General features: G+C 48.0%; 16 protein-coding genes and 1 riboswitch. Of the genes, 14 read left to right on the forward strand and 2 right to left on the reverse strand.

Annotated features, from left to right (window positions below):
* The first annotated feature begins 163 nt into the window (after positions 1–163).
* The 8 genes from HP567_RS07275 (at position 164) to motB (ending at position 7022) form a co-directional block, all read left to right on the forward strand.
* Positions 164–1891, forward strand: a complete 1728-nt coding sequence (locus HP567_RS07275; protein ID WP_173611249.1) for a methyl-accepting chemotaxis protein — start codon at positions 164–166, stop codon at positions 1889–1891.
* Between the two features lie 233 nt (positions 1892–2124).
* A complete protein-coding gene (locus tag HP567_RS07280; RefSeq protein WP_173611250.1) occupies positions 2125–2904 on the forward strand; it encodes an ankyrin repeat domain-containing protein in 780 nt (259 codons plus the stop codon).
* Between the two features lie 103 nt (positions 2905–3007).
* A complete protein-coding gene (locus HP567_RS07285) occupies positions 3008–3610 on the forward strand; it encodes a flavin reductase family protein (RefSeq protein ID WP_173611251.1) in 603 nt (200 codons plus the stop codon).
* A gap of 110 nt (positions 3611–3720) precedes the next feature.
* Positions 3721–3963 (forward strand): helix-turn-helix domain-containing protein, encoded by a 243-nt coding sequence (locus HP567_RS07290; RefSeq protein ID WP_173611252.1) that lies wholly within the window; start codon positions 3721–3723, stop codon positions 3961–3963.
* 4 nt (positions 3964–3967) lie between these two features.
* Positions 3968–4483 (forward strand): peptide deformylase, encoded by a 516-nt coding sequence (gene def / locus HP567_RS07295; RefSeq protein WP_173611253.1) that lies wholly within the window; start codon positions 3968–3970, stop codon positions 4481–4483.
* Positions 4484–4581: 98 nt separating this feature from the next.
* Positions 4582–5313 (forward strand): ZIP family metal transporter, encoded by a 732-nt coding sequence (locus HP567_RS07300; protein WP_047073459.1) that lies wholly within the window; start codon positions 4582–4584, stop codon positions 5311–5313.
* Positions 5314–5404: 91 nt separating this feature from the next.
* Positions 5405–6220, forward strand: a complete 816-nt coding sequence (gene motA / locus HP567_RS07305; RefSeq protein ID WP_173611254.1) for a flagellar motor stator protein MotA — start codon at positions 5405–5407, stop codon at positions 6218–6220.
* Positions 6213–7022 (forward strand): flagellar motor protein MotB, encoded by an 810-nt coding sequence (motB, locus tag HP567_RS07310; RefSeq protein ID WP_173611255.1) that lies wholly within the window; start codon positions 6213–6215, stop codon positions 7020–7022. Before motA ends, motB begins: the two co-directional genes overlap by 8 nt.
* A 574-nt stretch (positions 7023–7596) precedes the next feature.
* On the opposite strand, the gene HP567_RS07315 is transcribed toward motB, so the two are convergent.
* The gene (locus HP567_RS07315) at positions 7597–7977 is read right to left on the reverse strand and encodes a winged helix-turn-helix transcriptional regulator (RefSeq protein WP_012684609.1); all 381 of its coding nucleotides are present in this window, start codon (positions 7975–7977) and stop codon (positions 7597–7599) included.
* A gap of 203 nt (positions 7978–8180) precedes the next feature.
* Here HP567_RS07315 and HP567_RS07320 point away from each other — a divergent pair, with 203 nt between their 5' ends.
* Positions 8181–8999: an alpha/beta hydrolase family protein gene (locus tag HP567_RS07320; RefSeq protein WP_173611256.1), complete on the forward strand. Its 819-nt coding sequence runs from the start codon at positions 8181–8183 to the stop codon at positions 8997–8999.
* Between the two features lie 26 nt (positions 9000–9025).
* On the opposite strand, the gene HP567_RS07325 is transcribed toward HP567_RS07320, so the two are convergent.
* Positions 9026–9496, reverse strand: a complete 471-nt coding sequence (locus tag HP567_RS07325) for a low molecular weight protein-tyrosine-phosphatase (RefSeq protein ID WP_173611257.1) — start codon at positions 9494–9496, stop codon at positions 9026–9028.
* A gap of 68 nt (positions 9497–9564) precedes the next feature.
* On the opposite strand from HP567_RS07325, the gene atoS reads away from it, so the two are divergent.
* The 5 genes from atoS to HP567_RS07350 all read left to right on the forward strand — a co-directional run bounded on the left by atoS (position 9565) and on the right by HP567_RS07350 (position 15273).
* A complete protein-coding gene (gene atoS, locus HP567_RS07330) occupies positions 9565–11388 on the forward strand; it encodes a two-component system sensor histidine kinase AtoS (RefSeq protein WP_173611258.1) in 1824 nt (607 codons plus the stop codon).
* Complete coding sequence (locus tag HP567_RS07335) at positions 11388–12791, forward strand: sigma-54-dependent transcriptional regulator (protein WP_173611259.1); 1404 nt, start codon at positions 11388–11390, stop codon at positions 12789–12791. The genes atoS and HP567_RS07335 overlap by 1 nt, the downstream gene beginning before the upstream one ends.
* A gap of 166 nt (positions 12792–12957) precedes the next feature.
* Positions 12958–14283, forward strand: a complete 1326-nt coding sequence (locus tag HP567_RS07340) for a short-chain fatty acid transporter (protein WP_173611260.1) — start codon at positions 12958–12960, stop codon at positions 14281–14283.
* Between the two features lie 80 nt (positions 14284–14363).
* A riboswitch (guanidine-I (ykkC/yxkD leader) is annotated at positions 14364–14467 on the forward strand.
* A 141-nt stretch (positions 14468–14608) separates the two neighbouring features.
* Complete coding sequence (locus HP567_RS07345) at positions 14609–14962, forward strand: DMT family transporter (protein ID WP_173611261.1); 354 nt, start codon at positions 14609–14611, stop codon at positions 14960–14962.
* The gene (locus HP567_RS07350) at positions 14959–15273 is read left to right on the forward strand and encodes a DMT family transporter (RefSeq protein WP_173611262.1); all 315 of its coding nucleotides are present in this window, start codon (positions 14959–14961) and stop codon (positions 15271–15273) included. The genes HP567_RS07345 and HP567_RS07350 overlap by 4 nt, the downstream gene beginning before the upstream one ends.
* Positions 15274–15362: the final 89 nt, after the last annotated feature.

Consider the following 15362-nt stretch of genomic DNA (forward strand, 5'->3'; position numbering starts at 1 on the left):
TTCCGCTTTAGTTTCATCTATCTTACAGGAGTTTTCTGAATTGTGGATTTTAATTTTTGTGTAAAAATCCATTTTTTTGTGCGCAATAAGGTTTATTCCATCAGTTGGGAGGGAAAAGGAGATTACGCTATCATCATATGTCAAGAAAAGTGGTGTTTACGAAATGAAATGGACGATCGGAAAAAAATTGGGTAGTGCGTACGCGCTGATCCTGGTCATTATGCTGTTTATGGGGATCACGACCATTATCAAGATGGAACAAATGAATCAGAAGATGGTCGAAATGAATACGAACTGGCGCCCAGGTCTGGAAGATATTTTGAAGATCAACATGACGCTGGAAACCGTTTATGGAGTTACGCAAACCATGCTTACGACAGAGAACATGGATGACAAGAACAAGTACGCAAAGCAAGTTGATGAACAATTTGCCTATATGGACGGCTTATTGGCAAGCTATGAAAAAACGATCTTTAGTGAAGAGGACCGTAACAATTTTGAAGGATTGAAGCAGGCGCTGCAAAAATACGAGGATTTCAGTCCGCAATACGTGGCAATCGCCAAAAAGGTCGACATCAGAAGACCAGCTACGGATGCAGACATGGCCGAGCTGGAGCGCATCAAGAAAAAAGGCAGTGAATTGTTTGTAGAACGCAAGAAATATTTGGATGCCATGATGACGAGTAACAGTGAGGGAGCACAACGCGCTGGCGCAGAAAGTGCGGAACTTTATGAGTCAGTCAGGCGGGACCTAAATATTCTCTTGGTTATCTCTATCATTGCGTGTGTAGCGCTAGCTGTCGTACTGACGTCAAGCATCCGTCGACCGATCTTGCGTTTGATGGAAGAGATGAAGAAAGTGGCTGATGGTGATTTGCGTGTGGAGCCATTGGTTGTCAAGAGTCGTGACGAGATTTTGGATCTGGCGAATTCGTTCAATAATATGACTAGAAGTTTAACTACAGTCATTCGTCAGGTAGGCGGAACTTCCGAGCAGGTAGCCTCATCGGCTGAGCAATTGACGGCAAGTGCAGATCAGACGAGTAGGGCCACTGAACAAATTGCTGTTACTGTTCAAGAAGTGGCAGCAGGTGTCGATCGCCAGGTAGCGAGTGTGGAGAATGGGGCGAAATCCATTGATGATATGTCACGAGGAATTCGTCAAATCGCAAATAACGCACAACAAACATCCAATATGGTGAGCGAAGTCGCCAACATGGCAGGAGAAGGGAACCAGTCGATTCAGGCAGCGGTTCAACAAATGAATGCGATCCACACCTCCATGCGTGAGCTCGCATCCGTGGTAGATGGTCTGGGCAATCATTCTCAAGCAATCGGAGAGATTATTGAGGTCATAACAGGCATTGCGGATCAGACCAATCTGCTGGCCCTCAATGCAGCGATTGAAGCAGCACGCGCAGGAGAGCATGGCCGTGGATTCGCGGTCGTAGCAGATGAGGTGCGAAAGCTGGCGGAGCAATCGGCTCAGTCCGCCCAAAAAATTGCGCAGTTGATCAGTACGATTCAGACAGATACAAAAGTCGCGGTTGAATCGATGGAGTCAGGCACGCGGGAAGTACAAGAAGGAATTCGCGTCGTTCATCGTGCGGGGGAAACTTTCGGTCAAATTCAGAGCTCGATTGGTACAGTAGCTGACCAGATACACGACGTGTCCGCATCTGCCCAGGAAGTGTCTGCCCATTCCGAACAAGTCGTACAAGCGATGGAGCTGGTCAGAGAAGTTTCCGACTTGACTGCTGATGGCACGCAAAACGTTTCCGCTGCTACACAGGAGCAGCTCGCTTCTATGGAGGAAATCGCTTCGTCAGCGACAGCTCTTTCCAATATGGCAGAAGAATTGCAGCACATGATTCGTCGATTTAAGGTGTAGGCTTATAATGTGCAAACGAACGCAAAACGCCAACATGATTGGCGTTTTTTTCTTTTCATTCTCATTTTTTTAGAAAAAGTTAATCTTTAGGAAATAGTTCATTAAGGACAGGTTTAGTAGGAGTTTATCTCTACAGACTACGATGGATTCTGAGGTTTAACGGCAATCTAAGCTCGGTACGCAACCGGGCTTAGGTCTATATCGCAATGACTTACCATGGAGGAAGGTGCCAAATGTACAAACTCATTTTCACTGCAATCCCATTCGGAATGCTGTTGACTGGCTGTGTGGATGAACCGTCCGTAACAGCTCCGGCTGTAACGACCGTACAGCAACAACAACCAGCAACACCACAGCCGTCACAACAACGGTCTCAACCAGGGAAAAAACCAACTCTATCTCAAGAAGAAGTGAAAGAACGGAACAAAAAACTGCTCTCTGCAGCAGCCGAGGGCAAAACCGATGAAGTCAAGGCTAGCTTGGCAGCAGGGGCTGAGATAAACGCACAGGATGATCGTGGAAGAACAGCAGTGATGGCCGCTACACACGGCAACCATGTGGAAACAGTGAAGGTCCTCATTGAAGCAGGGGCTGACATCAATATTCAGGACGACCGGCAAGATAATCCGTTCTTGTATGCGGGAGCAGAAGGATACCTGGAGATATTGAAGCTGGTTATCGATGCAGGTCCAGATACGAAGATCTACAACCGCTTCGGAGGAACACCTTTGATTCCAGCGGCAGAACATGGATATGTAGAAGTAGCGAAGGAAATTCTTACACGGACGGATGTAGACGTCAACCATGTGAACAATCCGGGCTGGACAGCACTGATGGAAGCAATCGTATTGAACGATGGTGGAAAAAAACAACAAGAGATGGTCCAACTGTTAATCGACCACGGTGCTGATGTGAACATCCCGGATCGCGAAGGAAAAACACCCCTATATCGTGCAAATGAACGAGGTTATCACGAGATCGTACAAATCCTGCAAAAAGCTGGAGCACGCTAATTTGCAGAGGTAAGCATACATTCATACTTCGAGCGCGATGGAAATAATCCTCGACTAGAATAAGTCGTAGCAAGATTGATTCTAGTCAAAGGAGGCTATGTTCATGCCAAGCCATACGACCATCCAACCGAAGATTTTGTATTACGGAACCCCCGTTGTCCTGTTGACGACTGAAAATGAAGATGGAACAACAAACATCAGTCCCATCTCATCGTCATGGGCGTTAGGAAATTTTGTCATTCTGGGACTCGGACTTGGCTCGCATGGATTGGAAAATTTGCGTCAGCGGCCGGAGTGTGTTATCAATTTGCCGGATGCCTCGATGTGGCAGCAAGTGGAAGCGTTGGCTCCGCTAACAGGCCGCAATCCCGTACCCGCCTACAAAGAGGAGCTGGGCTTCCGCTATGAAGCGGATAAGTTTCAGGCAGCCAATTTGACTCCTGTTGATTCTAATATCGTTCGTCCAAAGCGAGTAGGAGAATGCCCGCTTCAACTCGAAGCAGTGGTCCGCACCATCCGTTTTCCGGAATATGCCGACATGTTTGCGATCGTGGAGACAGAAGTGCGTCAGGTTCATGCAGACAAACAAATTGTACAAAGTGCTCATCACGTGAATCCTCAAGCATGGAATCCATTGATCTACAACTTCCGTCATTATTTTGGTCTAGGTGATCAGTTGGGAAAAACATATCGATCGGAAACGTAGAACGTCAAAAACGCCAAGTTTTTGGCGTTTTTGTATTCAGTATGAAAAATATGGTATATTAGGTGTTGCCTAATAAAATTAGTTAATACCAAAAAATACGGGGTGAAAAGATGCTTGTCTGGATGTTGCGAAAAGTAATGGCAGAAAGAGGAGTTTGGACGGGGGCCGCTTTAGCAAGGCTGTTAAAAGAGAGAGCAAATTACAGTTTGTCTCCAGCCTCCATCAGTGCTTTACTAACCAGTCAACCCAAACAAATGAAAGCCGAGACACTTGATGCACTCTGTACTGCTCTGGAATGTACACCAAATGACTTGTGGGCGTATACACCGCCTAATAGAGTGAAGGGAGCATAAAAATATGGCAGTGAAACAGATTTTGCCTTTTGGAGACCCAATCTTGCGTAAAGTAGCCAAGCCAGTGGATGAACTGAATGCGAAAACGTTCAAGCTACTGGACGAAATGGCTGAAACCTTATATGCCACGGACGGCCGTGCTGGCCTTGCCGCACCTCAAGTAGGCATTCTTCGCAGGGTGGTTGTCATGGATTGCGGAGATGGATTAATTGAGCTCATTAATCCAGAAATCATAGAAAAGAGTGGCGAACAAATCGGAATGGAAGCTTGCTTATCTTTTCCTGGTTACTTTGGCAATGTTAAGAGAGCCGAGCATGTAAAGGTAAAGACGTTGAACAGACAAGGCGAGGAAATAATTCTTGCAGCAGACGGATTCCTTGCCGTTTGTATGCAGCATGAAATCGATCATTTAGACGGAATTTTATTTGTGGATCATGTTCAGGAAAAATGGCTGTATCATGAAAAAACAAGGCAAAAAGTCGATTTGCTGGATGTGATCCGCTTAACAAAAAAGACCTAACAAAAAGGCGTACCGTCTCCATACGGGAAATATGATAGTAGAAGGCCGTTTGTTCCGGATATCTGAAGAGAGCGGCATTTTTACGTGGAGGAACATACATGGAACAACTACTGATAGGTAGCTTTCTTTCTGCCATGGCTACTGGTGTGGGCGCCTTGCCTATCCTTTTTTTCAAATCGGTATCACATCGATGGCGGGATATATTGCTGGCGTTCACGGCAGGAATTATGGTGGCTGCCTCGACATTCAGTCTGATCCCACAGGCACTTCAGAGCGCGCCATTTATTATCGTTTGTTTGGGAGTGCTTACCGGAACATTGTTGCTTACGGTGTTGGAAAGCATCGTCCCGCATATCGATTTGGAGCATACGAGAATCAACATTTCGATGGATTCGCAATCGCTGCTGATCTTGTCTGCGATTACCTTGCACAATATTCCAGAGGGCTTGTCCGTTGGCGTGAGCTATTCGAGTGAACAGTCTGGCTTGGGTGGCCTGATTTCTTTTGCAATCGGTCTGCAAAATGCACCAGAAGGCTTTCTGGTGGCACTTTTTCTGATCAATCAAAAGGTCAGTCGCTTCAAGGCGTTTCTTTTGGCAACGATGACCGGAGCAGTTGAAATCGTCTCTGGGATCTGTGGCTATTATTTAACCTCTGTTGTTCACGGGCTGGTGCCATACGGGCTTTCCTTTGCCGCAGGCGCGATGTTGTTCATCGTTTACAAGGAGCTCATCCCCGAAAGCCATGGAGATGGTCATGCTCGATCTGCGACTTTTTCGTTTATCCTGGGACTTTTGGTCATGATTGGACTAGTTCAGTCGTTTGGATGAGCGGTTTTTTTCAAAAAGCCTCACAAGTGAGAGCAAAAATTCCGAAACCATATATAGATAGATTTCGATTATGGAAGTAGGGAGTGTCACGATGGAAAAGTCTACCTTGATAGGTATAGTTTTAGGTATTGTCGCAGTAGTAGTCGGGATGATCTTGAAGCATGCAAGTCCGATGGCATTACTGAATCCAGCAGCATTTATGATCATCATCGTAGGTACGATTGCTGCCCTTTTCAACGCATTTCCCATGTCGGAAATCAAGCGTATTCCTGCCCTTTTCAAGATAATTTTTAAAGAAGAAAAGCTCCCTGAAAAAAGAGAATTGATCGGTCAGTTTATGAACTGGGCTTCCATCGCTCGTCGCGAAGGATTGCTTGCACTGGAAAACACTTCTGATGAGATTGAAGATCCATTTCTGCGTAACGGCATGAAGATGATTATTGATGGTGGGGAACCGGATTTTGTTCGCGATGTTCTGAATGAAGAAATTCACGCCATTGAAGAACGCCATCAGGCAGGGGCACTCGTCTTTAGCCAAGCGGGAAGCTACGCTCCGACACTCGGGGTATTGGGTGCGGTTGTGGGTCTGATTGCCGCCTTGGGTAACTTGAGTGACATCGATGCATTGGGTATATCGATTGCGGCTGCGTTCGTAGCTACCTTGCTCGGTATTTTCACGGGTTACGTATTATGGCACCCGTTCGCAACCAAGCTCAAACGGAAATCAAAGGCAGAAATTGAAATCAAAAAAATCATGGTCGAAGGATTGCTTTCCATTCAAGCAGGTGTATCCCCGACTGCGATTGAGCAAAAGCTGCTGGTTTACATTCCATACCAAGAGCGTGCGGAAATGAAAGAAGAAATGAAGGAAGAGAAGAGGGAGGAAGGAGCTGCGGTAAATGGCTAAGCGACCAAAGAGACATGCTCATCATGAAGAGCATATGGACGAGTCTTGGCTAATTCCATACGCGGACTTGCTCACCCTTCTGCTCGCTTTGTTTATCGTGTTGTTCGCCTCTAGCGAGATGGATGCGAAGAAGTTCGACCAAATGGTTCGGTCCTTCAGCGTTGCAATCAACGGCGGTACGGGAGTCATGAACTACCCAAGCCCGGTACCGCTAGACCCGCAGCTTCAGCAGCAAACCTTGCACAAAGGCGCACAGGAAGCAGAAAAACAGAAGACAGAAGAAGAAAAGCGTCTGGAAGAAGCGGTCCGCAAAGAGACAGAGGACTTGAAAAAGCTACAGACAAAGCTGGACGGATACATTCAGCAAAACAAGCTGCAGGACAAGCTCCAGACCAAGCTGACCGAAGAAGGACTGCTGATCACCATTTTGGACAATGCGTTGTTTGACTCCGGTAAGGCCGATCTGAAACCGGAAGCGAGAAAGCTTGCGAGTGAAATGGCTGCGATGCTGGTACCCCACCCGAAAAAAGTGACGGTAACTGGTCATACGGACAATGTGCCGATTCGCCGTGCTGAGTTCCCGTCCAACTGGGATCTCAGTGCCAAACGTTCCGTTAACTTCTTGAAGGTGCTTCTGGAAAACAAAAACCTCGACCCGACGAAGTTCAGCGCAACAGGCTTGGGAGAATACCATCCGGTAGCGCCGAATACGACGGCAGAAGGCAGAGCGAAAAACAGACGGGTAGAGGTAGCAATCCTGCGTGATCTGGCCTCTCCACCGAAAAATACTGTGAATCCGTAATAAAAAGGATAGCTTCCTCTGGAGGCTATCCTTTTTTGTTTTTGTTTATATAGTAGCTGTAGTGGAGGGGAAGAAGCCCATTTCCAGTCTACGCTTCGGCCTACGCCCCGCAAGGGGTTAGACTGTCCGCTCCGAAATAAATAGCGGGAGCGCTTCAAAAGTAGAGTTTCGAGGATGTATTCGCAGAGGTTGAAGCTGAAAACCCCCGCCATTTATTTCCCCGCTTGGTAGGGCTCCAGAGGCGCTAGGACTGGAAATGTGCTTCTTCCCAAGTAGCTAGTGTTTACAACTTGAGAGTAGCATTCAAGAGGTTTATTCCTTTATTAAAAAAGAAGGTGGAATCACAAAAGTTCGCAGAGGAAACAGGAGAAATAAGCGAAGATCTTTGGACACACCTACCGAGGCGCAGTGAAAAAAAGAGAAACTGCCTTTAGCGTCCACCTCTGAGACACATCCTGAACAGTCGACTTTGGACGCGGTTTCGCTATTTTTCACGGAGCCGGGCACCCCATGCTCCCGCGCAGGTGTTCCAAGAATCTGAGCGTTTTCTCCTGTTTCCTCCCCACCACAACAGCTAAACAGAGTTCTCCCCCAATTCCAGCTTCAACTGCCCCATCCGCATTTCGCCCCACTCATACATCATTTCCACAATGGGCAACAAAGTCATCCCCAGCTCCGTCATGGAATACTCCACGCGAGGAGGGACCTCCGGGTATACTTCCCGGTGAACAATCCCGTCTTCGATTAGCTCTTTTAACTGATTCGTCAGCATTTTATGTGTGATTTTTGGGAATAGCCGTTGCAGCTCACTAAAGCGATGCGGGCCTTCTACCCCTAAATGCCACAGGATCACGACTTTCCATTTTCCGCTGAACATAGACAAGGTCAGCTCCTTGGAACAGGTAAAATCACCGTTTTTTATTTTTTCTAAGGTTTCTTTCCGCAAATCGGACATAGTTTTCTCCTCACAATTCTATCTTCGATGCAACAGCTCTAGCAAAGCAAGCCTTCTTATGTTGCGCCTCGTTTCCTTCCATCATAAACCGTGCACGATGATTTTTCATTGAGTTTTCCGGTTCATCTTGACAGCGTTCATGAAAATGAAGATAATAATCATAATAACTAAGTAAACAACTCGGAATAGTAAAAATAAAAGAGGTGAGTTCTTTGGAACGGATTTTACAAATACCTAGCGACACGATTTCGTTGACAGCTACCTTGCATGAACCTACATGCACAACAGGCAAGACCAGAGTGAAGTACCCGTTGGTTGTCATTTGCCATGGCTTTATCGGCAGTCGGATTGGTGTGAACCGCTTGTTTGTAAAAGCTGCCAGAGAATTAGCTTCACACGGTTTTGGCGTACTGCGCTTCGATTACGGAGGCTGCGGAGAAAGCGACGGCGATTATGGGGCAGGTGGTTTGGACGTCCTGCTTGCGCAAACACGAGATGTTCTCGACCATGTTTTTACGCTGGAACAGGTAGATCAGGAGCGTGTGTGCCTGTTAGGGCATAGTTTGGGTGGTGCAGTCAGTGTATTGACAGCGAGCCAGGATAGACGAATACACTCGCTCATCCTATGGGCACCGGTTGCACGTCCCTTCGATGATATCGTTCGGATCGTGGGGGAAAAGGAATACAAGGAAGCACTTTCCTACGGTAAAACGGATCATTTGGGCTACGGATTGGAGAAGCGCTTTTTTCAGTCGCTGGGTACCGCTCTTCCGCTGCGTCAAGCCAAGCAGTTTGAGGGAGATGTGTTAATCCTGCATGGCAATCGGGATGATGTCATTGCAGTGGATGCCATGTTCCATTATGAGCGAGAGCTGCATTTGCGGAGACGGGGGAGCTGCGAAACAGAAGTAGTTGTAGGGGGAGATCATACCTTTTCCTCGGCGGACAGCTACAAACGCTTGATTGGGAGTACGAAGAGCTGGTTGAATCGACTGCTTGAGAAGGAGACGGTCGCGGTATAAGAAAAAGGGATGGCCCTGATGACGGGCTATCCCTTTTTGGCGATATTGGCTTTGATTTCGTTCAAGAGCCCGCGGCAACCCGCATTCACCAGGTCATACACATACGTGAATCGCCCCGTATAATAAGGGTCCTCCACGTTTTGTTCCTGGGCAGAATCGGCAAAGTCAAGCAGGCGGTACACCTTTTTCCCTGACGGCGCCATCTGCTTGAGTGCGGACAAATTTTCCTCATCCATGCAGACGATATAGTCGTACTCCGAGAAGTCCTGTGTGACAATTTGGCGAGCACGCAGTGTATCATGCGCAATCCCATTTTCGGTCAACACCTTTTGTGTACCTTTGTGAGGGGGTTCACCTGCGTGCCAGCCACCAATTCCCGCTGAATCGATAGATACTTCCCCTGCCAATCCCTCCGCCTCTACGAGATGGCGAAATACAGCTTCGGCCATGGGCGAGCGGCAAATATTGCCCAGACAAACGAACAAAACGGTTGTCATATGTACGTTCCTCCCTTCCTGTGTGTGATGCTTCTGTATGTTAGAATACCATAAGGAGGCCATTTACAATGAAAACATATCTGTACCGCATACGTTTTGTCGTGGCTGTCATTGTTGTCACCATTTTACCGATTATCGTTACCGGAATCGTATTGGTAAAATCGGCAGAGCAGGCTTTACTGGAGGAAAAGAAACAAAAGCTAATCGCCATCACACAGCAGCTGGATTTTGCGCTGTCGAAAGATTTTGACACAATCGTCGTGGAAGCTGGTTTAGAAAAGGCGGAAAAAGAGCACAAGCTCCAAGCATTAAACGAGGAAATGCAAGCGCTTACAGATCGGATCGCTCTAGCCCACCCGGGAATTGGCGTCGGCTATTATTCCGCAGCTCTCGATTCCATCGTGACGTATGGACCCAGCAGTGAAATGAGCTTGTACATAGGACAATCAATTAGCGAAACCCATCCGGGTCGCAGTGTCATGCAGACGCGGCAGATTGATGTAGTAATCGGCGAACAAGTACGTGGCAACATCATGAACGCCATGGTTCCACTCATTCGCAATGATCAAGTGATCGGCTATGCTTGGGCGAATGAGCTCATGTCTACGATTGATATACAACTCGCGGGAATGCGACAAAGCATTTATGCGATTTTGGGCATTGGCTGTATGATCGCAGCAGCGGCCAGCGGTTTGCTCGTCCATCGCTTTGAAGTGATTCTGTCAGAGATCAAGTCAGGGCTAAAGCGGCTTAGCCAAGACCTTTCCTTTCGATTAAGGAGAATGGACGGAGAGCCTGGAGAAATTACAGGTGCGATCAACAATCTGGCGAGTGACTTGCAGACTAGCCGTAGCCGTACGGAGACTATCATGAATAGTATGGACAGTGGGGTCCTCGCGTTAGATCAGAGCGGGCACCTGATTGCATGGAATGAGACAGCGATACATATGATTGGCTTCTCGTCCAGTCGAGCAAAGGGGATGCATTTCACGGAAGTTTTTACAGAGAGTGAGGCTCTCCTTCATATCCTGTTGGATACGCTGCAAAACGGTCAAGCTATCCGGGATGCTATGTGGCGCCATCAGCATCGGGACAGGGGCGTGATCTGGCTAAAGGTCAGCTCTTCCATTTGGAAAAATAAGATAGATGAAGTACTGGGGGCTATCGTCGTGCTGGAGGATCGCACACAATGGCGGAGGATGGAGTCAAGGCTGGCTCAAGCTGAGCGGCTTGCAGTCATAGGTGAGTGGGCGACTAGCATTGCCCATGAGGTACGCAATCCGTTAACGGCCATCAAAGCCTTCGCCCAGATCATCGAGGAGGAATGGCCAAAAGATCATGAGTCTCGGGAATATACAGGGATTATTGTGGAGGAAGTCGAGCGTTTGAACCGTTTTGCTGACGAGCTCTTGTTATTTTCTCGTCCCAATGAAGAGTCGAATGTACCTGTGCGCGTGCAAGAGGTAATCCAGCACACGCTCAAGCTGATGGAACATGTCGAGGGCTTTAGCGGAGTGATTGTGGAGCTTGTGTGTAACGAGGATATTCCTGCCGTGATGTCTTCGCCAGAGTTGTTAAAGCAGGTGTTTTTGAATATATTGCACAATGCACTGCAAGCAAAGCCTACGGAAGGTCGTATCCAGATTGAAATCAACAACATAAATAATGATGTGCATGTTCATGTAACGAATGACGGTCCGCCTATTGCGGAAGAAAATCTGCTGGCTATATTCGAACCGTTTTTCACGACAAAGCAAACAGGTACGGGACTGGGACTGGCGATCTCCCAACGGATTGTGCAAGCGTATGGCGGACATATTGTTGCTCAAAATACCCCCGAAGGCGTTTGTTTCACCGTCGTACTGCCGATTCGGGCAAAAGGAGGATTGTGATGACGAGCAAAGTGCTGATCGTAGACGACGAGGCCAATGTAAGAAAGGCATTGTCAACTACGCTGCGCAAAATGGGATACGAGCTCATGGAGGCTGGCAGTGGAGTAGAGGCTTTGGAACAGGTCGAACGCTTTTGCCCGCAGGTCATGCTTTTGGATCTGCGTATGCCTCATGTAGACGGTATGGATACATTGCGCCGCCTGAACGAGAGAAAGGGAAGAATTCCGAGAGTCGTGATGATGACTGCCTATGGTTCCGCTAGTGACGTCATGGAGGCCATGAAGCTGGGAGCATTTGATTATGTGCAAAAGCCATTCGACTTGGGGCAGGTCAAACAAGTCGTTGCTCACGCACTTACACAGGGAGAGCTGCTTGAGCAAGGCGAAGTCGGAAGAGTCCTACAGGAAGAGCAAGCGAATCCAAACGGAACCAGCTTGATTGGCCTGAGTCTGGCTATGCAAAACGTGTACAAGCTGGTGGGAAAAGTAGCGATGTCTAAAGCCACTGTTTTGATTGAAGGGGAGAGCGGAACAGGCAAAGAGCTCATTGCAAGAGCGATCCATTCCAATAGCCCGCGGGCGGACAAGCCACTCATTCCTGTCAATTGCGGTGCGATTCCTGAAAATTTGCTGGAGAGCGAGTTGTTTGGATATGAACGGGGGGCATTTACAGGTGCCGTTCATCGCAAGCAAGGACTATTGGAGCTTGCGAATGGAGGTACGTTGTTCCTGGACGAAGTAGGAGAACTGAGCCTTTCTTTGCAGGTAAAACTGCTGCGGGTTTTGCAGGATCGCGTATTTATCCGGGTAGGAGGCATCGAGACCGTATCGGTTGACGTCCGTGTGATTGCTGCTACCAACCGTGATTTGCAGGAAAGAATTCGCCAGGAGCTTTTCCGCGAAGATCTATACTACCGGCTCAATGTCGTTCCGATTCGCATGCCGCCGCTTCGTGAGCGAAAAGAGGACATTCCTTTGCTAATCCGTCACTTCCTCGCTAAATATGGAAAAGAGGCAGGGAAGCATGACCTCTGCTTGTCCGCTGCTGCCACGGAAGCGCTAATCGCCTATCACTGGCCAGGCAATGTTCGTCAGCTAGAGAATACGATCGAACGGGCTGTTGTTTTGAGTAGAGGAGCAGTTATCGGTCACGAGCATGTTTTATCCCCTCTTCAGGAAAACAAGATGAGCGAACCAACCCCATGCCTTGGCAAAATCAGCTATGAAGGACGAACCATGCGGGAAATCATTGCCCAGGTTGAGCAGGAAGCAATTGCCCATGCCTTGCGCAAAGAACGCGGCAACAAGCTACAGACAGCGAAAAGGCTGGGCATATCACGGAGGGCACTGCTCTACAAGCTCCAAATGTACGGATTGGATTCGGCAATGGACGAAAGAGACTAGTCACCCGATGTGCGCAAACAAGTGTCATACTGTGCAAAAAGTAGTCAGCATAGCAGAGCAAATGTTTTGAAAGCGCATTCATTCTCCTTGAAAAACAGATTGGCATCCCTCTTGCTATATCGAAAAGCACAAGAACACGAATGCTTTTAGAAAAGGGGATGAAAATGTGTTTCAAGCGTTAACGAATGCTTCGGTCCGCATGGTGCAACGCTATTTGCCAGACGCCTTTTTATTTGCAATCATTTTGACCTTCCTCGTGTTTGTTGCCGGGATCGTCGTCAATGGCAAAACGCCGATGGAAATGGTCAACTACTGGGGGGGCGGCTTTTGGAGCCTGCTCAGCTTTACGATGCAGATGGTCTTGATCTTGATTACGGGTCATACGCTAGCCAGTACGAATATTTGTAAGCGTGGCTTGAATGCCTTGGGATCGCTGGCAAAGACGCCAGGTCAAGCGATTGTACTCGTCACAGTCGTTTCCTGTGTGGCGAACTGGATCAATTGGGGATTTGGCCTTGTCATCAGTGCACTGTTGGCACGCGTTCTTGCCAATCAAGTGGAAAAGGTAGACTATCGATTGCTCGTCGCCAGCGCATATGGCGGGTTTGTCGTCTGGCACGGAGGGCTTGCCGGCTCTGTTCCTTTGACGATCGCTACGGAAAAGCATAGCCTGGAAAACATCATCGGTGTCATTCCTACTTCGGAAACGATGTTTTCACCGATGAATCTGACCATTGTAGCCGCAATCATGATTGTCCTCCCGATTGTGAACAGATTCATGATGCCTGCCGAAAAAGATACGATTGTATTCAAGGGAGAAGGGATAGCGCAACAAGAAATGGCTGCTGCTACTGAAACTACAATTGACAATACTCCTGCTTCTCAAATGGAAAACAGCCGTTTGATCTCGGTTCTTGTTTCAGTACTCGGAATTATTTATTTGATTTACTATTTTGCTGATAAAGGCTTTAAGCTGAATCTGGATGTCGTCATCATGGGCTTCTTGTTTCTGGGTATACTCCTTCATGGGACACCGCGCAAGTTCTTGGATGCCATGAATGAAGCGGTGAAAACGACGACAGGGATCGTCGTGCAGTTTCCGTTTTATGCTGGGATCATTGGGATGATGACGGCTTCAGGATTGGCGGCGAGTATCTCTCAATGGTTTATCAGCATCTCGACGCCTACTACCTTCCCGCTGTTCACGTTTTGGAGTGCGGGCTTATTGAACATATTCATTCCTTCTGGTGGAGGGCAATGGGCAGTACAGGGACCAATCATGCTGCCTGTTGCCACTGAGCTGGGCGTTTCCCATGCAAAAGTCGCGATGGCCATTGCTTGGGGGGATGCGTGGACGAACTTGATTCAGCCATTCTGGGCATTACCTGTGCTAGCTCTTGCTGGATTGGGTGCGAGGGATATCATGGGTTACTGCTTGATGATGCTGATTGTGACAGGCGCCATTATCAGCTTGGGATTTTTGCTTTTTTAGCGAAGCGCTTACGTTCATTGCCAATCGCGGCGTTTTTTGATATGATGATGGGAGTTACCCCAAGAAAATAACTGCATATGTACGGAGTTTTCTAGGGTTCCGCGGTCAGTCATCTGGCCGGTCAGGACCGAGAGAAAACCCACGACCACGGTCGTGTACACGGAGGGATAAAAGCCCGGGAGGAATATCTGTGATGGTATTCACCCGAGGCTTTTTTTGCATTCGGAAAGCCTGAGCCATCTTGGATGAGTATGTATTTTGGGGAACGATAAAAACGGATACGTCCGTTGCTATGCGCGTAAAAGAAAGAGGAGGGAGCCAGAACATGGGGAAATATTGGTTGATGGTTGTCGTAGCAGCAGTATTTGAAGTCATGTGGGTAGCGGGCTTGAAGCACGCCGACAGCTTTTGGTCATGGGTGTTAACCATTATTGCGATTATTATCAGCTTTGGTGTTTTGGTCTATTCAGGGAAAAAGCTGCCGACGAGTACGGTTTATGCGATCTTCGTCGGTTTGGGTACGGCCGGTACCGTTATTAGCGAAATGGTCCTGTTTGGAGAACCGTTTAGCTGGGCAAAAGTGGGCTTGATCGCGCTTCTTCTGGGGGGAATCCTTGGATTGAAGCTGGTCACACCGGATCATGAAGAGAAGCCGAAGAGGGAGGGTGAAGTAGCATGACATGGGTATCCTTGATTTTTGCGGGGTTGTTTGAGGTCGTAGGCGTGATGGGGATTACACAGGTCAACCAGAAGCCTTCGCTCCGCTCCTTTGCGGTACTGATCGGTGGCTTTTCCCTCAGCTTCTTCCTCTTGTCCTTTGCCATGAGAGAAATCCCTATGGGAACGGCCTATGCGGTTTGGACAGGGATTGGTACGGTAGGTAGCGCTCTTGTTGGGATGTTGTTCTATGGAGAAGCAAAAGACAAGCTGCGGATCTTATGTATCGCCGTGGTGATTATAGCAGTAGCAGGATTGAAATTAGTAGCATAAGGTAGCGGTATTAAGGAAAGGCAAAAGGCAGATATTCCCCTTCGGATGTCTGCCTTTTCTTTGTGTATATGTTCCATTTCTCATAAGGA

This window comes from Brevibacillus sp. M2.1A (genome assembly GCF_013284355.2).
Taxonomy (GTDB): Bacteria; Bacillota; Bacilli; order Brevibacillales; family Brevibacillaceae; genus Brevibacillus.